Raw genomic sequence first — 20300 nt, forward strand, 5'->3', positions numbered from 1 at the left:
GGAATGACCGTATGACCGACCTAGTCACGCTCGCCGATCCGGAGTCCGCCGCGGCCGAGGCGTTCCGGGCACTCCGCACCAACCTGGCCTTCAACCGGGCTGACCGGCCGCTGCGATCGCTTCTCGTCACGTCGCCGACGGCGGTCGAGGATGGAGCGTCCGTTGCGGCCAACCTGGCCGTCGCGACGGCGCATGCGGGCCATCGGGTCGTCCTCGTCGACGGCGATCTCCGGCGACCGGCTCAGCACGCCCTCTTCGGCCTCGACAACGCTGTCGGTCTGGCGCAGGTCCTTGCCTCGGAGAGCGGCGAGCCGTTGCCGCTCCGGCCGACGGACGTGCCCGGCCTGCGTGTGCTCACCGCCGGCCCGCCGGCCGCCCACCCAGCCGCCCTGCTCGACGGCCCGCAGACCGGCGCGCTCTTGGCGAGGCTCGGCGCCGAGGCGGACATCATCATCCTCGCCTCTCCTCCGGTGCTGGCCGTCTCCGACGCCGCCGTCCTGGCGCCCCTCGTCGACGGTGTCCTGCTCGTCCTGGCGGCCGGCCGGTCCCGGCGGGATAGCACCCGGGCGGCACGTGAGGCATTGGATCGCGTTGGGGCGAACGTCCTCGGCGTCGTCCTGACGGAGGCCGGCCCGTCGACGGCGGATGTTCGGTATTAGCGCTGCCGACTGCGTGGGCGCAGCGGCTCTGCGCCCACATCCGCAGTCTCACCCACATCCGCGAGTCGTATCCCGATCGGAGGGCGCGTGAAGGGCTTGATCCTCTCGGGCGGCAAGGGCACCCGGCTCTACCCGCTGACCTACACGCGCGCGAAGCAGCTCATCCCGGTGGCCAACAAGCCGGTCCTGTTCCGCGTGATCGAGGCGATTCGGGATGCCGGCGTCACCGAGATCGGCATCGTCATCGGCGACACCGGGCCGGAGATCCGCGAAGCGGTGGGCGACGGCAGCCGCTTCGGGGTTGCGGTGACGTTCATCCCGCAGGACGAGCCGCTCGGGCTGGCGCACGCCGTCAAGATCAGCCGCGACTTCCTCGGTGACGACCGCTTCGTCATGTTCCTGGGCGACAACGTCATCCAGGGCGGGGTCTCGCGCTTGATCGAACAGTTCGCCGATTCATCGTGGAACGCGCAGGTCGTGCTGACCGCCGTCGCCGAGCCGCAGCACTACGGCGTGGCCGAGCTCGAGTCCGACGGGCGGATCCGCCGGCTCGTCGAGAAACCGAGCGAGCCCAAGAGCAACCTGGCGCTCGTCGGAATCTACATGTTCGACGCCCACGTTCACGAAGCGTGCGACGCCATCGCCCCGAGTTGGCGCGGCGAGCTCGAGATCACGGATGCCATCCAGTGGCTCGTCGACAACGGCCTGGCCGTCCACCCGTACGTGCACACCGGCTGGTGGATCGACACCGGCAAGCCGATCGACATGCTGGACGCGAACGATCACGTCCTGGAGGAGCTGGCGCACGTGATCGAGGGCACGGTCGACGGCGACAGCCGGGTCGACGGCCGCGTGACCGTCGAGTCGGGCGCACAGATCGTGAACTCCGTCGTGCGCGGGCCGGCGATCATCGGTCGCAACAGCCGGATTGTCGACAGCTACATCGGACCGTTCACATCGATCTACCACGACGTTGTCGTCGAGCGCGCCGAGATCGAGCACTCGATCGTCCTGGAGCACTCCGAGATCCGAGGCATCCCCGGCCGAATCGCCGACAGCCTGATCGGCCGCAACGCCAAGCTGGCACGCTCATCCGTCAAGCCCGTCGCCCACAAGATGACGCTCGGCGATCACAGCGACATCGGGTTGTTGTGACATCGGTCCACCCCGACGAAGTTGACCGCCCGCCCGATCTCCGTTTAATCACCCCCCCGGCTGCGTCGGTCAGCCGGGGTTTCAGACAGGCCGGACACCGGAATTGGACCGGACCGGGTTATCGTGGGGACCCATGGTGAGCGGAGCAGGTCGACGGTTGTTGGTCACGGGGGGTGCCGGGTTCATCGGCGCCAACTTCGTGCATCATGTGCTGCGCACGCGGCCGAACGACCACGTCGTCGTGTTCGACAAGCTCACGTATGCCGGCAACCTCGCCAACCTGGCCGATGTGTCCGACGACCCGCGCTACGCCTTCGTCCACGCGGACATCTGCGATGCCGCGGCCGTGGAGCGCGTCCTCGCCGCCCACGGCATCGACACCGTCGTGAACTTCGCGGCCGAGACCCACGTCGACCGCTCGATCGATGATCCCGAGGCCTTCATCCGTACCGACGTCAACGGAACATACACCCTGCTCGAAGCGGCACGGGCCAAGGGGCTGCGTTACCATCAGGTATCGACGGATGAGGTGTACGGCCATGTGGCGGAAGGCGCCTCGCGCGAGACCGATCCCGTGGCGCCGCGGTCGCCGTACGCGGCGAGCAAGGCTTCCGGCGATCTCCTCGTCAACGCCTACCACGTGACGTACGGTCTGCACACGACGATCTCGCGCGGCTCGAACAACGTCGGCCCGTACCAGTATCCCGAGAAGGCCGTCCCGTTGTTCAGCACGAACGCATTGGACGGCCTGCCGCTGCCGGTGTACGGCGACGGCCGCCAGGAACGCGACTACCAGTGGGTCGGCGACCACTGCGAGGCGATCGACCTCATCGTGGACCGCGGTCCGGCCGGCGAGGCTTACAACGTCGGGACGGGCACCTCGATCCAGAACCTGACGATGGTCGACATCGTCCTCGAGACGCTGGACCGGCCGCGGTCGCTCGTCCAGCACGTCACGGACCGCCCAGGGCACGATCGGCGCTACGCGATCGACACGGCGAAGCTCCAAGCCCTCGGCTGGCGATCGCGCCACACGCCCGAGCAGGCGGTGGCGATGGCGGCGGCGTGGTACCGCGACAACGAGGCGTGGTGGCGGCCGATCAAGAGCGGCGAGTTCCGCGCCTATTACGACAGGATGTATGGCGGCCGGGCTGTCTTGCCCGCCGGCGGCTGAGCGACGCGCTCGGAATCGACGACACACGGTATGGGTCCGCCGATGCGGTCCTTCAGGGCACGAGGAGGAAGAACACATGGCTGTCCAGAGCGATATCCTGGCCAGCGACGCACAGCAGGAGATGTCACGGCGTGAGTTCCTGAACTACGCCTGGCTGGCGTCGCTGGGGTTCATCACCGCCCAGTCGGCCGTGTTGACGTACCAGTTCGCGATGCCGCGCCTCGGCCCGGGCGAGTTCGGTGGTCCGGTCGACATCGGCATGATCGAGGCGCTGCCCGGGGTCGGGGCGCCACCCGAGCCGTTCGCCAAGGCGAAGTTCTGGTGGGTGATGTCGGCCACGGGCGCCCGGGCGATCTACAAGGTGTGCACCCACCTTGGCTGCATCTACCAGTGGAAGCAGGAAGAGTTCAAGTTCGTCTGTCCGTGCCACGGGTCGCAGTTCGAACGTGAGGGCAAGTACATCTTCGGCCCCGCCGGCCGCAGTCTGGACCGCTTGGTCGTGCGCGTGTATGACTCGAGCGGCAAGATGGTCGCCGAGACACCGCCGGACGGCGGTCCGGTGAAGATCCCGGCCGGCTCGCGGATCGTCGTCGAAACCGGAATGAAGATCCTCGGCGCAGTGCACGGCTAGTACTCTGTCACTGCAGAGTCTACGGATGTCTACCTCTGTCGGACATCCGAAGCGTGTTCAGTGACAGAGTACTAGACCCGGCGCGTTCGATCGCCACCCCTCTGGCACGCCAGACTTCAGGAGCAGAAGAGCATGTTGGGATCGAACACGCTGCGAAACCTTCGGAGCAACGTCGCCGGAGAATGGCAGCGCATCCGCGACTACGACTGGCGGAAGTGGGCGGCCGGCGTCGGCGACTACTGCGTGCGCGGGATCATGGCCGGGCTGTCGGCCAAGGAGTTGCGCGCGATCCTGCGCGGCGACGTCCCGACCGAGCGGCCGAACCCGCGCTACCGGGCGCAGGTCAAGAGCTTCATGCTGCACCTCCGCCCGAAGTACTACCAGCGCGGAAGCACATGGTTCACCCATACCTGGCGGCTCGGCTGGTTCGCGACGTACTTCTTCGTCGTCGAGACGATCACCGGCCTGATCCTCATGCTCTTCTACGCCCCGACGCCCGAGCGGGCGTACGGCGACATGCTCTACATCCTGTCCAACGTGCCGTACGGCAAGTTCATGCGGGATATGCATCGCCTCGGCGCTGAGGGCATGGTGGCCGTCGTCATCCTGCACATGGTGCGGGTCTACTTCACGGGCAGCTACAAGAAGGAACGGGCCTTCACGTGGTTCACCGGCGTCGTCCTGCTGCTGGTGACGCTGGTCCTCTCGTTCAGCGGCTACCTCCTGCCGTGGGACCAGCTGGCCTACTGGGCCGTGACGATCGGCACCTCGATGGCCGATGCGGCGCCGGGGTTCGGCAAGCAGGTCAACCTCTTGCTGCGCGGCGCCGTCGACATCTGGGCGGGCGGGTTGCTGCGGTTCTACCTGCTGCACATCTTCCTGTTGCCCCTCGTGGCGATCGTCGTCATCAGCATCCACTACTACAAGGTGTCGCGTGAGCACTCGATCAGCCTGCCGGCGGTGGTCGAGGAGGGCGACATGTCGCCCGAGGAGAAGCGGTACAACGAGGAGCGGATCGATCTCATCCCGAACCTGATCATCCACGAGCTCATGCTGACCTCGGTGGCGACGTTCCTCATGGTTGCGGCCGTGGCCACGTTCTTCTCCGCGCCGCTCGAGCAGCACGCCGATCAGGCCATCACGCCTCTCCATACCGAGGCGCCGTGGTACTTCCTGTGGCTGCAGGGCATGCTCAAGCTCGGCAGCAAGCAGCTGTTCGGCATCGTCCTGCCGACGCTGATGTTCGCCCTCCTGTTCGTCGTACCGTGGATCGACCGCAACCCGCACCGCATGGCCAAGCGCCGGCCGGTGGCGATCGGGATCGGCGTGATGCTGAGCGTCATCATGCTCGTGCTGACGTACATGGGGACGCCGTCCTACGGCATCGAGACGCCGCCCGCACAGGACATCCTGTCCGTCTTCGTCCCGCAGACACACCCCGGCCCGCTGCGTGAGCTGCCGTGGGATGAACTTCACACCGCGCAGACGCCGGCGGATGCGGCCGACACGCGCCTCAAACGGACGTACTACGTGTCCTTCCCGGTCGGGATGGATCAGGACGAAACGTACGCTGATCGGGACAAGTACGTCTTCATCAACTCCCTCGACACGAGCGACCCGGCGTTCCTGACCGGTCTGCCGCCCGATCTCGCGGCGGAACCCGACTCCGAGTTCCTGCATCTCCTCGTCTCGCTGAAAGCCAAGGTCGAGGAGCAGGCAAAGCTGCTGCAGCGCGCCGACGGCACGCCCAAGGCCGTCGTTACCGTCGAGTACATCCAGCCGGAGCTGAAGTGGGTGTCCGCATCCATCTACTGGGACGAGATGGAGCTCGACCGGGAGAAGGACCTCACGTACATGATCCCATTCACGGACTACGAGTTGATGCCGGACGGCTCGGTCAAGATGGACGCCGCGGGCAAGCCCGTGCAGTTGGAGCCGGCCAAGAGCAAGAAGGTCGTCTACGACCTCGAGTACGGCGCCGAGGCGAGCGATGGCACCCGGCCGATCCTCGCGGACCCGCGGCCGCACATCAAGGACGCGGACGGCAACGCGATCTACTTCGATGCCGATGGGACGTTGGAGGTCACGGACGCCCAGGGTGAGAAGTCGACGATCAACTTGGCGGATGCGATGCCGAACATCAAGCCGAGCAAGCAGGAAGAGTACTTGGCGATCCACCGCGACTCACAGTACCACCACTAACCGAACCATCCCTGGCCGAACCACCACCATCCGACGCTGCGCCGCCCCGTAACCGCCGACCGCGAACCCGCCAAGCTCGTCGCGATTGCCCGCGCCGCGCCGCGGAGGAGAGAACGACATGACCCGGATCGAGATCACGCTCGGCCTGCTCGCCACGATCGGCGCCATCCTGGTGATGGGCCTGATCGGCGCGACGGAAGAAGGACGGATGGCCGGCGCCGCCCGCGGCTTCACCACCCGCAGCGTCGAGCGCGGCGCCAAGCTGTTCGACGGCCAGTGCGCGCTCTGTCACGGCCCGAATGCGGTCGGCCTCAAGTGCCCGCCGCTCAACCAGACCTCCGGCCTGCACGGCGGCAAGAATCCGGGCGTCGCATGGCGCCTCGAGGAGATGGGTTGGGAGCGCACGATGCTCTTCGAGTACATCGTGAACGTCGTGTCCAACGGCCGGAACGCCTCGACGCGGCCGTGGCAGTGGAAGGGCAACCGGGACGTCGGCCCGAGCACGGAGTCCTTGATGGCGATGCCGGCATTCGCCCAGGCGAACAACGGGCCGCTCCGGCCGGATCAGATCCGCGACATCGCGAACTACCTGGTTGCCTTCGAGGACTTCCTACCCGAGGATCCCGATGAGGCCAAGGCGTTCGTCGCAGCGGTGCCGAACAAGGTCTCCTCGTTCGACGACCCCGGCATGAACCAGCGCCCGGACGGCTCCGATCCCGTCGCGCTCGGCGAGTTCCTGTTCACCGACCTCGCCTGCGCGACATGCCATGCGGTGGAAGCCGCTTCGCCGCTCGTCGTCTGCCCGAACCTCAGTGCGATCTGGACGACCGCCGCCGACCGCATCGCCGACCCGACCTACACCGGGACCGCCGACAGCGAGGTCGCCTACATCACCGAGTCGATCCGCAACCCGGGCGCGTTCGTCGTCAGCGGGTTCGTGAACGGCGTCATGCCCGCGACGTTCGGCACGCTGCCGGACGCCGATGTCGACGCGCTCATCGCCTACCTGAGCAAGGGCGCGTACACGCCGCTCGGCGCCAGCGGTGCGATCACGGCGACGGGCGGGATCACGGCGACGGCAGGCACGACCGCAACGGCAGGCACGACCGCGACGGTCGGCCTGACGTCCACGCGTGCGACGACCTCGACCACCGCTCCCTAACGCCCCGCGGATCGCCGCCGCTACGTCGGCGTCGGTCCGCCCGAGTGGTCCGATGCACCGTCCCCGAACGTGATCCCCTGCGCCAGCGGGAGATCGCTGGAGTAGTTGATCGTGCACGTCTGGCGGCGCATGTAGGCCTTCCAGCTGTCCGATCCGGCCTCGCGCCCTCCCCCCGTCTCTTTCTCGCCGCCGAACGCCCCGCCGATCTCGGCGCCCGACGTGCCGATGTTCACGTTGGCGATCCCGCAGTCCGAGCCGCACGCGGACAGGAATCGCTCCGCGGTCCGCACGTTCGTTGTGAAGATCGCGCTCGACAGGCCCTGCGGCACGGCGTTGTGCAGCGCGATCGCCTCGTCGAGGTCCCGATAGGTCATCACGTAGAGGATCGGCGCGAACGTCTCCTCACAGACGATCGGCGCCTGCTCGGTCATCCGGATGATCACCGGCTCGACGAACTGCGGCCCGAGGTCCGGCCGCCGGCCGCCGCCGACGACGACGTCGCCGCCGATCGCCTTGGCCGCCTCGATCGCCGCCATCATGTCGTCGACGGCCCGCTCGGTGACGAGCGGCCCCATGAGCGTGCCCAATTGCAGCGGGTCGCCGATCGGAACCTGACGGTACGCCCGGACGAGCCGTTCGGTCAGATCGTCAACGATGGCCTCGTGGACGATCAGCCGGCGCGTCGACGTGCAGCGCTGGCCCGCCGTGCCGCAGGCGCCGAACAGGACGGCGCGGACCACCAGTGCCAAGTCGGCATCCTCGGCGACGACGATCCCGTTGTTGCCGCCGAGCTCGAGGATCGTCCGCCCAAAGCGCTGGGCCACGGTCTGCGCCACGTGCCGGCCGACCCGCGTCGAGCCGGTGAAGCTGATGAGCGGCAGGCGCGGGTCATGGTTCATCCGGTCGGCCACGTCATCGTTGCTGCCGATGACCAGCGTGAAGACGCCGGTCAGCTTGTGATCGGCCATGACCTCGTTGCAGATCCGCTGGACCGCGACGGCGCACAGCGGCGTGAGCGACGACGGCTTCCAGACCATCGTGTCGCCGCAGACAGCCGCCAGGGCGGCGTTCCACGACCAGACCGCCACCGGGAAGTTGAACGCGCTGATGATGCCGATCGGCCCGAGCGGATGCCACTGCTCGTACATCCGGTGACCGGGCCGCTCGGAGTGCATGGACAGCCCGTACAGCTGGCGCGACAGCCCGACGCTGAAGTCGCAGATGTCGATCATTTCCTGGACCTCGCCGAGCCCCTCTGCCTTGATCTTCCCCATCTCGAGCGCCACAAGGTCGCCCAGCGGCTCGGCATTCCGCCGCAGCGCCTGGCTCAGGTCCCGCACGACCAAGCCGCGCTTGGGCGCCGGCAACTCGCGCCAACGCTCGAACGCCGTCGTGGCCGCGCCGACGACCCGGTCGTACGTGTGCGCCGTGGCCTGGCGGACGGCGGCGATCGGAGCGCCGGTCGTCGGGTTGTGGCTGACGAGCGTGCCGCCGGCCGGGTCGGTGATCCAGCCGTCGGGGCCGGTGCAGGCGCCGGGGTTTTCGGCCGCGAGGCCGAGGGCATCGAGGATGGCCTTCATCCGAATCTCCTTCGCACTTGATTGCTCGCCTAGTACGCTGTCACTGGACACGCTTCGGATGTCCGACCGAGGTGGTTATCCGTAGACCCTGCAGTGACAGAGTACTAGGCCACGACGACGTTCACGATCTTCCCCGGCACGACGATCACCTTGACCACCGCCTTGCCCTCGGCGTACTGCGCCACCGCCGGGTCGGCCAGTGCCAGCGCCTCGAGCTCGGCCTCGGGCATTTCCGCCGCGACGGTCAGCTTGCCGCGCACCTTGCCGTTCACCTGGAGGACGACGTCGACCGTCGTGCGATTCAGGAAGCGTGGGTCGTACTCGGGCCACGAGGTGGCGAGCACCGTCGATCTATGTCCAAGGCGCGACCATAGCTCCTCGGCCATGTGCGGCGCAAGAGGTGCGAGGAGCGGGACCATCGCGGCAGCGACGTCGCGCGGCACGGTTTCGCGGCCGACGAGGTCGTTGTTCAGCTCGATGAGCGCGGCGATGGCGGTGTTGAAGCGCAGGTCCTCCATGTCGTCCGTGACGCGTTGGATGGTGGTGTGCAGCCGCCGCAGCAGCTCCGCGTCGGGCGCATCGTCGCTCACCTGGAGCGATCCGTCGGCGGCGACGAAGTTGCGCCACAGCCGATCGAGAAAGCGGCTGATGCCGACCATGTCGCGCGTGCTCCACGGCTTGGACTGCTCCAGCGGGCCGAGGTACATCTCGTACAGCCGCAGGCAGTCGCAGCCGTAGCGCTCGATGATCACATCCGGCGTCACGATGTTCTTCAGGCTCTTGCCCATCTTGCCGTACTCGCGAACCACCGGGTGCCCGTTGTGGACGAAGCCTTCGGCCGTCTCCTCGACCTCATCGGCCGAGACGTAGAAGCCGCGGTCGTCGCGGAACGCATATGCCTGGATGTAACCCTGGTTGAACAGCTTGCCGAACGGCTCGGGCGTCCCGACGTGGCCGAGGTCGAAGAGGACCTTGTGCCAGAAGCGGGCGTACAGGAGATGGAGCACCCCGTGCTCGACGCCGCCGACGTACAGGTCGACGCCGTTGTTGCCCATCCAGTAGCGTTCCTTCGACCCATCCACGAGGCGCTCTCGGTTCGACGGGTCGATGTAGCGCAGGTAGTACCAGCACGAGCCGGCCCAGTTCGGCATCGTGTTCAGCTCGCGCTCGTACGTCACCCCGTCGACGTCCACGAGCCGCCACTCGAGCGGCGCGCGGGACAACGGCGGCTGGGGCGGCGCGTCGGGGTCATCCGTCGGTACCGGCTGGAAATCGTCCATCTCCGGCAGCACAACCGGCAGGGCGTCCTCGGCGACCGGCACGATGCGGCCATCGGGCGCATGCAGGATCGGGAACGGCTCGCCCCAGTAGCGTTGGCGCGAGAAGAGCCAGTCGCGGAGCTTGTACTGAACCTCCACCCGGCCGAGCCCCTTGCTCTCGATCCAGGCTGTCATCCGCTGCTTGGCCGCTGCACTGTCCAGCCCGTCGAGGGTGACCTCGGCATTGGCCGATCGGACCGCGGAGCCATAACCGTCGAACGTCGATGGGTATTCGGCCGCATGGGCAAGGTAGTCGGCGCGCAGGGCAGCGATATCGACCGCGCCGCCGTGCGGGGCGACCGGACGGCCGGCGGCGGCGGCCCGCAGCCAACCATCGTCGGGCAGCACGACGGCCTCGATCGGCAGGTCGTGTGCCCGGGCGAACTCGAAGTCGCGCTGATCGTGGCCCGGCACGGCCATGATCGCGCCGGTTCCGTAGCCCATCAGCACGTAGTCCGCCACCCAGATCGGGAGGCGCGCGCCATTGGCCGGGTTCAGCGCATAGCCGCCGGTGAAGACTCCGGTCTTGGCTCGCTGCTCGGCCTCGCGCGCCGCCTCGGTCTTGGCCGCCGCTGCGGTGCGATAGGCGTTGACGGCATCGCGCGCCGCCGCGGTCGTGGCCGCGCCGACGAGCGGGTGATCCGGGGCGAGGACGACGTATGTCGCACCGAACAGCGTGTCGGGTCGGGTCGTGAAGACGCGAACGCTCCGGCCACTGCCGTCGTCGAGGGCGAAATCGACGAGCGCGCCCTCGCTGCGGCCGATCCAGTTGCGCTGCATCGTCTTCAGCGATTCGGGCCAGTCGACGTTGTCGAGGTCGGCAACGAGGCGGTCGGCGTAGGCGGTGATGCGGAGCATCCACTGTTTGAGCGGCCGCTTGTAGACCGGGAAGTTGCCGCGCTCGCTCCGGCCGTCGGCCGTGACCTCTTCGTTGGCCAGCACCGTGCCGAGCCTCGGGCACCAGTTCACCGGCACCTCGGCCAAGTAGGCCAGTCGGTGCGCGTCGACGATCGTGCGCCGAGCCACGTCGGACAACTCGTCCCAGCGACGCACGCCGGGCGAGTCGATCGCCGGGTCGTCGGCCGCGACGAGCCGACCGGCGCCGTCGACGCCGAACGCACCCGCATCCAGTGCGGTCACGAGCGTGACGAGCGAACGGGCGGTCTTGGAGCGGGGGTCGAACCAGCTTTCATAGAGCTGCAGGAAGATCCACTGCGTCCAACGGTAGTATTCCGGATCGATCGTCGTGATCTCGCGCTCCCAGTCATACCCAAGACTGAGACCGCGCAGCTGGCGCCGGATCGTGTCGACGTTCGACATCGTCGTCAGGCGCGGGTGGACGTTGTGCTCGATCGCGTACTGTTCCGCCGGCAGGCCGAAGGCGTCGAAGCCCATCGGGTGCAGCACGTTGAAGCCCCGCATCCGCTTGTAGCGCGCCACGATGTCGGTGGCGATGTAGCCCAGCGGGTGGCCGACGTGAAGGCCCTTGCCCGACGGGTATGGAAACATGTCCAGTACGTAATACTTCGGCCGCGCCGGATTGAATCCATGGTCGCCTGGGCCGAGCGTGCGGTACGTCCCTTGCTCGTCCCACCAAGCGCGCCACTTGGCCTCGATGTCGCTGAACGGGTAGCGGCTATCTTCGCTCATGGGCTCAACCTACACGTGTGCCGCGCCGACCACAGCGATTGCAGCTCGCCCGGCGCTGAGATGAAGGGTGATTATAGGGGGCGCGCCGAGGGCAGACGAAATCGATCTCATGTACGATAGCGCGCCATGCTGCCCATTGAAGGCCGCCTCGTTCGCCTCCGCGACCTCCGGCTCGCCGACCTCCCGACCTGGGAGCGCCTCCGCGCGCCCGATCGCGCATGGTATCGCTTCGACGCTCCGTGGGGCGGCCCGCCGACCGCCGACATGGTCACGGCCGAGCGCACCCGCCTGGCGGAGACGATCGAGGCCGGTACGTTCGCCGAGCCACGCGTTCGTTTGGCGATCGCCGATGCGGCGACGGATGCCTACATCGGCACGGTGGGACGCTACTTCCTGAGTCGCGAGACGAACTGGGCAGCCGTCGGCATCGGCATCCACGACGAGGCGTACTGGGGCGATGGCCGCGGCACGGAAGCGCTTGGCCTGTGGTGCGGCTTTCTGTTCGAGGCGTTCCCAACGTGGCGGCGCCTGACGACGGAAACGTGGACGGGCAACGCGGCGATGATGCGCGTCGCCGAGAAGCTCGGCTTCACGCTCGAGGCGCGGTACCGCGAAGCGCGGCCGTGGGAGGGCGGGGTGTACGACGCCGTAGGGTACGGCATGCTGCGGGGTGAATGGGCGGCGCGGTATCCGGACGGGTTCGCAGCGTCGCTTCGCTAGCACACCACCACTGGACACGCTCTGGGTGCCACCAGAGTGCGGAACCCGGAGATTCTGCAATGGTGGTGTACTAGCCGACGACCCGCACCCCCAGCCGCACCCCAACCCCCTCGACGTCGCCCTCGTGCACCGCTGCGCCGTCCCGCGGCGCGCCCATCACCAGGTCGACGACGAGGCATTCGCGGCGGATCGTCTCGGCGTGGCGCTCGGCGACGACGGCGAGGTCGGGCGACGTATCGAGGTCGAGGGCGATGCGGGCCTGGTAGGGCAGGTCGTCCGCCTTGCGGGCGGCCTGGATGTGGTGGAGCAGTTCGCGAACCAAGCCGAGCTCCTTCAGCTCCGGCGTGATCTCGGTCGATAGGACGACGACGACGCCCCGGCCCTCGGCCGCCGCGAAGCCCTCGCGCGCGGTCAGCCGCACCTCGACATCGTCCGGCGTTAGCGTCACCGCCTCGCCGTCGAGGTCGACGACCAAGCGGCCGTCGTCGACGAGGGCGCGGCGGGCGGCGGCGGGATCCACGGCCGCGAGGACGGCGCCGAGACGCTGGACGCGTGGCCCGAACTTGGGTCCGAGCGTCCGGAAGTTCGGCTTGACGATGAACGTCACGTAGCGATCGGCCTCGCGCGTCGGCTCGACGTGCTGGACGTTCAGCTCCTCGGCCACGAGGCCAGCATGCCGCTCGATGGCCTGCGCCGACGCGGCGTCCGCAACGACGACTTCGGCCAGCGAGAGCGGCTGGCGGACCTTCAGGCCGGCGTCGGCACGGGCGCCGTGGCCGGCCGACACGGCCTCGCGGACGAGGGCCATCTCGGCGGAGAGAGCCTCGTCGATGAGCATCGCGTCGGCCGTCGGGTAATCGCACAGGTGGACGCTGGGCGCGACAGCTCGGCGGCCGGCGACCGCCACATCCTCGCCGGCCACGATGCCGGCCGCCTCCGCTACCTCGCCGACGAGGTTGCGGTACAGCCGCTCGGCGAAGAACGGCGTGAACGGGGCGATGACCTTCGAGAGGTCCACGAGGACCTCGTACAGGGTGTTGTACGCATCCCACTTGTCCTGGGACGGCGCCCCCCAGAACCGGTCGCGCGAGCGGCGGACGTACCAGTTGGACAGGGCGTCGACGAACGTGACGAGGGCGCCGGCGGCGGGGTGGTTCTCGAAGCGGTCCATCGAGGCGCGGACGGCGCGGACGGTCCGGTGAAGCTCGCCGATGATCCAGCGGTCCAGCTCGGCGCGCTCGGCGACCGGACGCCAACCGGTGGCCGTCGCCGGTGCGGTCGCCGTTGCCGTTGTCGTCGACGTTTCTACGACGGCGACTCCCGGGTCGAAGCCGTCCAGCCGGGCATAGATGTTGAAGAAGCTCCAGACGTTCGACAGCCGCAGCAGGAACTCGCGCTGGGCGTCGCGGATCGCGTTCTCCTGGAAGCGGACGGTGGTCCAGGGCGGCTGGGCGCTGTAGAAGTACCACCGCATCGCGTCCGCGCCGAGGGCGTCGAAGACATAGCCGGGGCTGCGGTAATTCTTCGTCCGCTTGCTCATCTTCAGCCCGTCCTCGCCCATCATGTGCCCCAGGACGATGCACGTGCGGAACGGGTGCGGCGGCTCGGCTTCCGGCGCGTCGACGGTCCAGTCCAGCCGGTCCTCGTCGCCGAACAGGAGCGTGCTGATCGACATGAGGCCGTAGAACCAGCCGCGCGTCTGGTCGATCGCCTCGCTGATGAAGTCGGCCGGGAACATCTCGCGGAAGCGCTCCTGGCTGCCCGGCAGGTGCGGGAAGCCCCACTGCGCGAACGGCATGCTCCCGGCGTCCCACCAGCAGTCGATGACCTCCGTCACGCGCCGCATCCGCGCCCCCGGCGCGAACGGGCTGTCGTACGTCAGCGCGTCGATGTACGGCTTGTGGATCCGCAGATCGTCCGGCAGCGTCGGGTCGGCCGCCTTGGCCGCCTCCCAGACTTCCGTGCCCGTCACGCCCGGCTTGGCGAAGAGCTCGCCCAGCGCCCCGATCGCCTCCATCTCCCCCGAAGCCTCGCACTTCCAGATCGGCAGCGGCGTGCCCCAGAAGCGCTCGCGCGACAGCGCCCAGTCGACGTTGTTGCGCAGGAAGTCGCCGAAGCGGCCCTCCTTGATGTGGTCGGGCAGCCAGTTCACGGCGTCGTTGTTCGCCAGCATCTCGCCCTTGAAGTCGCTCGTGCGGACGAACCAGCTGGCGCGGGCGTACTGGATGAGCGCGTCTTCGGGTGCACGCGGGCAGAACGGGTAGTCGTGCCGGATCTGGGCGCGGTGGTAGAGCAGTCCGCGCTCACGCAGGTCCTTGATGATGTCCTTGTCCGCGTCCTTGATGTACCGCCCGGCGAGCGCGTCGCCCGCCTCGGCGGTGAACGAGCCGTCCGGGGCGACGGCGCACAGGAGCGGGACGGCGTCGGGATCGGCGAAGCGCGGCCGCTCCGTCTTCACGAGGAGCTCGAAGTCCACCTCGCCGAAGGCCGGCGCCTCGTGCACGACGCCGGTGCCGCTGTCCGTCGTCACGAACGGCGCGGCGACGACGCGCCAGCCGATGTGGTCGTGGCCGGGCGGGGCGTCGACGCTGGCGCCCACGTTCGTCGCAGCCGTACCGGCGGCCAGCGGCGCCGTTCGATCGCCCAATTCGTGGTGGTACACATCGAACGGCGGCCGGTACCGCCGCCCGACGAGATCGCGCCCGGCCAGCATCTCCTCGACGACCCACGTCCGCCCCTCGAGCGCCGCGACCTTCTCGACGAGCTCGGCGGCGACGATCAGCCGCTCGCCGGCATCGTCATCCCGCACGACGGCGTAGTCGATGTCCGGATGGACGGCGGCGAAGTGGTTGCTCACGAGCGTCCACGGCGTCGTCGTCCAGACGAGAAGCGACGTGCCGGGCTCATCGACGAGCGGGAAGCGGACGTAGACGCTCGGATCGTCGACTTCACGATAGCCCTCGCCGACCTCGCCGGCCGAGAGCGCCGTCCCGCCCTGCGGCCACCACCAGACGATCTTGTGGCCCTGGTAGAGCTGCCCGCGCTCGAACAGCGTCTTCAGCGACCACCAGACGCTCTCGATATAGGTCTTGTGGTACGTGCAGTACGCGCCGTCCGTGTCCAGCCAGAAGCCGAGGCGGTCCGACATCTCCTGCCATTCGGCGGTGTACCGAAAGACGCTGTCGATGCACTTGCGGACAAAGGCCTCCATCCCGTAGGCCTCGATCTCGGCCTTCGTGTGGATCCCGAGCTCCTTGCAGACCTCGACCTCCACCGGCAGCCCGTGCGTGTCCCAGCCGGCCTTGCGCTCCACCAGGTGGCCGGTCATCGTCTTGTAGCGCGGGAAGATGTCCTTCATCGCCCGCGTCAGCGCATGTCCCGGGTGCGGCAAGCCGTTCGCCGTCGGCGGCCCCTCGTAGAACACGAAGCGCGGCGCGCCGGCGCGGTTGGCGACGGACTGCTCGAAGATGCCGCGCGCCTTCCAGAAGGCGAGGATTTCCTTCTCGCCGGCGGGGAAGTCGGGCTTGGGGGGGAGGGGGTTGAACATGGGGGCCTCGGGGGGGCGGGAGACAGGGGAGCGGACGCTGGCGCGTAAGCGGCGAATGATACGCGCGGGTGAGTGGGGGCGCCGAATTGGGCACGGACACCGGGCGACGACTTGCGCGCCGGCGGTGGATCGGCTGGGCGGGACGGGTGGATCGGTTGGTCGGCCTTGCGACCTCGAGGGAAACGAAAGATGCCCGCCCCCGCCTCCGCGTAGGAGACGAGAACGGGCCTCGAGTGTACCGGTAGATGAGGTACGTACGATGTTATTTCGCGACCGGCTCCTGCCCGGGCGTGAGTCCGTGGAGATCGGCGAGTCGTATGGTGCTCACCCATTCCGCCGCCGCGGTCGGGGACTCGGCGCTGCGCGCCCACACCTGCAGGCCGCCGCGATTCCCTTTCGGAGCCCAGAAGTAGAAGCCGTCCACCTCGATCGCTGGGACCCCGTCGACCGATGCCTCTTCATGCCGCCGTATCCGGTCCTCGAGCCTGCCGCCCAAGAACTGCCAGAGCATGATGTGCGTCTCTTTTTCGAGATCCTTCAGACGCTCCGCCGCATCCTCCGATCGTCGCTCGACATCCACTTGGATCAGGCTCGCAAGCGTCTTCTCTTCGTCGACTGGATCCATTCCTCCACACCCTCCTGTGCCTCTCGGCTTATCGATCCCCGCCCGCACCACCGGCGGCCGGCCAACGCACGATCTCGTTCAGCTCGCCCTCGCAAGCGTCCGGTCTGAGCCTCCAACGTGCACATCGTCGTTCATTTCCATCGCCGCCGCAACCAGAGCGGCGGATCGTCGGGCTGGGGGTCGGCCACTTCACTCGGCATATGTCCCTCCGGGGTCGGTCTGGCACGTGAGATCACCGATCAGACTGCGGCTCGAGTGGTGGGCGAAGCGACGCGGATCGAATGTCCAACGCATCAAGCACCCGCCGCACCTCCTGCACATCCCCCCACATCAACCGCTTCGGCGACCCCTCGGCGCTCGACGGGTTGCGCAGCAGGTATGCCGGGTGGAAGATCGGCATGACCTTGCGGCCGTCGAGATCGAACCACTCGCCGCGCACCTTCGTGATCCCGCGGCGCTCGTCGAGGACGGACTGCAGCGCCACGGCGCCCGTCAACAGGATGACCTTGGGGTCGATCAGACGGATGATCTCCGTCAGCCACGGCCGGTACCACTCGATCTCCTCGGTCGTCGGCTTGCGGTTGTCGCGCGGGCGGCGGAAGGCGCTGTTCGTGACGAAGACGTCCACCGCCGGGTCGAAGCCGACGGACTGCAGGATCGCGTCCAGCAGCTTGCCGCTCTTGCCGACGAACGGCTGCCCGAGCCGATCCTCCTCGGCCCCCGGCGCCTCGCCGACGATCATCAGCCGCGCGGCGGGGTTGCCGCGGTAGATGACGATCCGGCCGCCCTCGGGCTCGAGCGGATCGCCGGTCAGGTTCAGCAGCGCCGACTCGAGCTCGGCGAAGCTGCCGAACCGCAGCGGCGCGTGGAAGAGATCGACCTGCCCGCTCATCTGGCCCGCCTCTCGTCGCCGTCGCGCGTGTCCTCGCCCACTTCGCCGCCCCCCAACACCGCCAAGATCTCGTCCATCGTCTCCAGCGGCCCGAAGTGCCCGCCGCCCGGCTCGAAGCGCGCCCGGCAGTTCGGCAGCGTCGCGGCCAGATAGCGGCCCATCGCCGCCGGCACGTTCTCGTCGTCGAGCCCCTGCCAGAGGTCGACGGGCGTCCGGATCTCGCCCAACGCGAACCCCCACGGCCGGGTCAGGACCGCGAAGTCCTGCGCCACGCCCCGCCAGCCCTGGCGGAACGCCTCGCGCAGCTGGCCGAGCAAGACATCGTGCACGGCGGCATCCATGACAGCGGCGCGGTCGGCTTCGGACATCCGGCGCGTCATCCGGCCGAGCATCCAAGTCGGTTCCTTTCGGAAGAGCCGGGCCTGCATCCAGCTCGTGATCTGACGCTGGAGCGGCGCGTGCTGCAGCATCCACCACGCGAACCGCCGCGACGGCGCGAAGCCGTCGAGCGCGCCGGGACGGTCGAGCGGCGCCATCGAGGCCGCCAGGACGACGCGCGTCACGCGGTCGGGCAGCACGTGCGCGCAGGCCAGGGCATACGGTCCGCCGCCCGAGCCGCCGGCGACGGCGAACGTGCGCAGGCCAAGCGTATCGGCCAGCACGGCGATGTCCCGCGGCCAGTCCAGCATCCGGCGGCCCCGCTGCGGGTCGGAGCGGCCGATACCGGGTCGGTCGACGGCGATCATCCGCAGCCCGGCGTCGGCGATCGGCCGGTCGTCGTCCATGAGCAGGCGCGAGCCGGGGACGCCGTGGAACACGAACACCGGCCGCCCGTCCGGCGCGCCGAACTCGGCGTACGCCAGCCAGCGCCCGTCCGGCAGCCGCACGCCGAGCTGCAGGTGCCGATCCGCCGCCCGGGCGACGGCGCGCGCCAAGTCCTCGGGTGAGATCGCGGGATCGCGCCGCTCCGTCATCGAACGGTGCGGCGGGGCGCGATGCGCGGCCGACCCAACTGCGCCCCCATCAGCGCTTCGTACGGCCGGCAGCCGCCGGGACGTCGCGCGTCGCCACGTCCAGCATGAGGTAGTCGCCGGCGAACCGCACCTGGACCATGCTCGTCGTGCCGGAGCGGCCGATCGGCTGGCCGGACGTGATGACGACGCGGTCGTCCGCCCCGATGAGCCCGGCTTTGGCGGTCGTCTCGATCAGCGCGCGCACCATCTCGTCCGTCGTCGCGTACGGCGCCACGATGAGCGGCGTCACGCCCCACACGAGCGCCATCCGCCGCGCCACCTGTTCCTGGTGCGCCGCGCCGATGAGCGGCATCTCCGGTCGATGGGCCGCCACCGCCCGCGGCGTCGAGCCGGACGACGTGCCGGCGATGATCGCGGCGACGTTCACCCGCCGGGCAATGTCGACCGCCGCCTCGCAGATCGCCCCGTCCACCGTGTGCTTCCGGCCGACGGCGCCGCGCCGGCCGAGGTCCTCGTACGGCAGCACGCGCTCGACCTCGCGCGCGATCGCCGCCATCATCGCCACAACCTCCGCCGGATGGTCGCCCATCGCCGTTTCGGCGGAGAGCATCACGGCGTCCGTCCCATCGTAGATCGCGTTCGCCACATCGTTCGCTTCGGCGCGGGTCGGCAGCGTGCTGTGGATCATCGAATCCAGCATCTGGGTGGCCGTGATCACCGGGATCGCGGCCTCGTTCGCCATCTGGATGATCCGCTTCTGCTCGACCGGCACGCGGGCCGCGCCGATCTCGAGCGCCAGGTCGCCGCGCGCCACCATCACGCCGTCCGACTGCGCGACGATCGCCGCGAGGTTCCGCACCGCCTCGGGCCGCTCGATCTTGGCGATGACCGGGATGTCGCCGCCGGAGTCGCGGATGAACTGTTGGAGCGCACGCACCTGCGCCGCGTCGCTCACGAACGACAGCGCGATGAAGTCGACGTCCTCCGCCAAGCCGAACTGCACGTCCTGCAGGTCCTTCGGCGTCGGCGAGAGGATCGCGAGCGGTGTCTCCGGCAGGTTGACCCCTTTGTGCGAGGACACCGGGCCGCCCTCGACGACCTCGGTCTCGATGTCCTCGACCCCGCTCCCGACGACGCGGAGCACGATCCGCCCGTCGTCGATGAGGATTCGCTGGCCGCGCTGGACGTTCTCGGCCAGCGGCCGGGCGTAACTGACCTTCATCCGTCGGGCGTCGCCGACGGCGCTGTGCCCGTCGAGCGTCAGCGTTTGGCCCTCCGTCAGCACCGTCCCGTCCGCGACCTCGCCCAACCGCAGGCGGGGACCCTGCAGGTCCTGCAGCACGGCGACGACCGCGCCCTCGGCTTCCGCCACCTTGCGCAGCGTGGCCAGCCGCGCGCTGTGCTCGGCCGTCGTGCCGTGCGACATGTTGATCCGCGCCACGCTCATCCCGGCGCGGATCATCGCGCGCAGCGTCGCCGCGTCCTCGCTGGCCGGGCCGAGGGTGCAGACGATCTTCGTGCGTTGCGGGAGCGGGTTCAACGGCGGACTCCTGCGTCGACGGCCGTCGTGGACGACGGTCGATGGCGTTGCTGGAGGATGGTTCGGAAGAACGAATCCACTTCTTCCAGTTGTGGTTGAGTATAAAAGAAAGCCGCAGCAGTAGGGGCTGTGGATTGTGGATGACTCCCGACCGCGCATCGCCCGGCGGTAGCCCTCGTCCCCCAGGCGTCGGCGAACCGCAACCGCTTGTGGTGCCCGAAAGGGACCTTCCAGGGGGAGATGTGGACGGCGTCGGGAGAGCGTTGGACAACGTCCGCGGGCGGTCCGGCGCGGACTGGCGCCGGTTGGAGCAGGGATGTCGTGCTTGGGCCCGTCAGGGGCGGTACATCTTGTGGTGTCGGGACCGACCGTCCGATGTCACGGGACGTGAAGTTATCCCCATCTGACCTGTCTTATCCCCACAAAACCCACAGTTATCCACTTAATCAGCGGCCTGAACGGCCGAATCA

General features: G+C 68.6%; 14 protein-coding genes. 7 read left to right on the top strand and 7 right to left on the bottom strand.

Features of this window, described 5'->3' with window-relative positions; translation table 11 throughout:
• Positions 1–11: 11 nt before the first annotated feature.
• The 6 genes from IPG72_15955 to IPG72_15980 all read left to right on the top strand — a co-directional run bounded on the left by IPG72_15955 (position 12) and on the right by IPG72_15980 (position 6983).
• Positions 12–659 carry a CpsD/CapB family tyrosine-protein kinase gene (locus IPG72_15955; GenBank protein MBK6770473.1) on the top strand — a complete coding sequence of 216 codons (648 nt, stop codon included), beginning with the start codon at positions 12–14 and terminating at the stop codon, positions 657–659.
• Between the two features lie 87 nt (positions 660–746).
• Positions 747–1814 carry a glucose-1-phosphate thymidylyltransferase gene (locus IPG72_15960; protein MBK6770474.1) on the top strand — a complete coding sequence of 356 codons (1068 nt, stop codon included), beginning with the start codon at positions 747–749 and terminating at the stop codon, positions 1812–1814.
• Between the two features lie 133 nt (positions 1815–1947).
• Positions 1948–2988, top strand: coding sequence for a dTDP-glucose 4,6-dehydratase (rfbB, locus tag IPG72_15965; protein ID MBK6770475.1), 1041 nt, complete (start codon positions 1948–1950; stop codon positions 2986–2988).
• A gap of 76 nt (positions 2989–3064) precedes the next feature.
• On the top strand, positions 3065–3619 hold the full coding sequence (locus IPG72_15970; GenBank protein ID MBK6770476.1) for a Rieske 2Fe-2S domain-containing protein: 555 nt from the start codon (positions 3065–3067) through the stop codon (positions 3617–3619).
• A 132-nt stretch (positions 3620–3751) separates the two neighbouring features.
• A complete protein-coding gene (locus IPG72_15975) occupies positions 3752–5821 on the top strand; it encodes a cytochrome bc complex cytochrome b subunit (GenBank protein MBK6770477.1) in 2070 nt (689 codons plus the stop codon).
• Between the two features lie 118 nt (positions 5822–5939).
• Entirely contained in the window at positions 5940–6983 is a 1044-nt protein-coding gene (locus IPG72_15980) for a c-type cytochrome (protein ID MBK6770478.1), read from the top strand.
• Between the two features lie 20 nt (positions 6984–7003).
• Here the strand turns inward: IPG72_15980 and IPG72_15985 are convergent, their stop codons facing one another.
• Both IPG72_15985 and IPG72_15990 read right to left on the bottom strand, forming a co-directional pair.
• The gene (locus tag IPG72_15985) at positions 7004–8563 is read right to left on the bottom strand and encodes an aldehyde dehydrogenase family protein (GenBank protein ID MBK6770479.1); all 1560 of its coding nucleotides are present in this window, start codon (positions 8561–8563) and stop codon (positions 7004–7006) included.
• Between the two features lie 104 nt (positions 8564–8667).
• On the bottom strand, positions 8668–11532 hold the full coding sequence (locus tag IPG72_15990; protein MBK6770480.1) for a leucine--tRNA ligase: 2865 nt from the start codon (positions 11530–11532) through the stop codon (positions 8668–8670).
• A gap of 126 nt (positions 11533–11658) precedes the next feature.
• Between IPG72_15990 and IPG72_15995 the strand changes: the two genes are divergently transcribed.
• Positions 11659–12252 carry a GNAT family N-acetyltransferase gene (locus tag IPG72_15995; GenBank protein ID MBK6770481.1) on the top strand — a complete coding sequence of 198 codons (594 nt, stop codon included), beginning with the start codon at positions 11659–11661 and terminating at the stop codon, positions 12250–12252.
• Between the two features lie 70 nt (positions 12253–12322).
• Here IPG72_15995 and IPG72_16000 read toward each other — a convergent pair whose 3' ends face one another.
• The 5 genes from IPG72_16000 to pyk all read right to left on the bottom strand — a co-directional run bounded on the left by IPG72_16000 (position 12323) and on the right by pyk (position 19830).
• Positions 12323–15799 carry an isoleucine--tRNA ligase gene (locus tag IPG72_16000; protein MBK6770482.1) on the bottom strand — a complete coding sequence of 1159 codons (3477 nt, stop codon included), beginning with the start codon at positions 15797–15799 and terminating at the stop codon, positions 12323–12325.
• Between the two features lie 262 nt (positions 15800–16061).
• Positions 16062–16424 carry a hypothetical protein gene (locus IPG72_16005; GenBank protein ID MBK6770483.1) on the bottom strand — a complete coding sequence of 121 codons (363 nt, stop codon included), beginning with the start codon at positions 16422–16424 and terminating at the stop codon, positions 16062–16064.
• Positions 16425–16656: 232 nt separating this feature from the next.
• Complete coding sequence (locus IPG72_16010; protein ID MBK6770484.1) at positions 16657–17316, bottom strand: uracil-DNA glycosylase; 660 nt, start codon at positions 17314–17316, stop codon at positions 16657–16659.
• On the bottom strand, positions 17313–18290 hold the full coding sequence (locus IPG72_16015; GenBank protein MBK6770485.1) for an alpha/beta fold hydrolase: 978 nt from the start codon (positions 18288–18290) through the stop codon (positions 17313–17315). The genes IPG72_16010 and IPG72_16015 overlap by 4 nt, the downstream gene beginning before the upstream one ends.
• A gap of 49 nt (positions 18291–18339) precedes the next feature.
• Positions 18340–19830: a pyruvate kinase gene (gene pyk / locus IPG72_16020; protein MBK6770486.1), complete on the bottom strand. Its 1491-nt coding sequence runs from the start codon at positions 19828–19830 to the stop codon at positions 18340–18342.
• Between the last annotated feature and the right edge of the window lie 470 nt (positions 19831–20300).

The sequence above is a fragment of the Candidatus Avedoeria danica genome (genome assembly GCA_016703025.1).
Taxonomy (GTDB): domain Bacteria; phylum Chloroflexota; class Anaerolineae; order Epilineales; family Epilineaceae; genus Avedoeria; species Avedoeria danica.